Source organism: Paenisporosarcina sp. P4_D4 (assembly GCF_056401835.1).
This window is the reverse complement of sequence record NZ_JBFUIO010000430.1, coordinates 1-528: the sequence shown is the minus strand read 5'-3', so window position 1 is coordinate 528 and position 528 is coordinate 1. Positions and strand designations below refer to the sequence as shown.

Sequence of the window (528 nt, the reverse complement as noted above, 5' to 3'; positions counted from 1 at the left end):
CCCCTTCCCCATTCCCCCTATCTACCGTCCTATACGCGAATTGGAAAGACTCCTGATTTTTTAGACACAAAAAAACCTCCTAATCATAATTGATTTAGAAGGTTCTTTGGTAATCTTTACAGTAAGACGAGAATGGAGATAAAATACTAAAATTCGTATCCCGTTCTATGTCCCAGGAATTACTTATAAGTATTCACTGGGATGTTGCTTTTATTAGGGTTTTGGATGACACATTCTCTAACTATAGGATAAAACTCACAATAATCGCTGATAATATGCTCACTAACGTTGCTCCGTATAAAAGTTTCAAGCCGAATCGTGCTACAACGTTTCCTTGTTTTTCATGAAGACCTTTTACAGCACCTGAGATGATACCAATTGAAGAGAAGTTTGCAAATGAAACAAGGAAAACTGAAATGATTCCGATTGATCGTTCACTCAGATTTGACGCTAATTCATTTAATGAAAGCATCGCTACAAATTCGTTTGTAACTAGTTTGGTAGCCATAATACCGCCTGCTGTTACTG

1 protein-coding gene is annotated in these 528 nt (G+C 37.1%); it reads right to left on the bottom strand.

Going from position 1 to position 528, the window contains the following annotated elements:
- Positions 1–241 precede the first annotated feature (241 nt).
- Positions 242–528, bottom strand: a 287-nt coding sequence (locus AC1DSL_RS19330) for a nucleoside transporter C-terminal domain-containing protein (RefSeq protein WP_477533491.1), incomplete at its 5' end; no start/stop codon positions are given.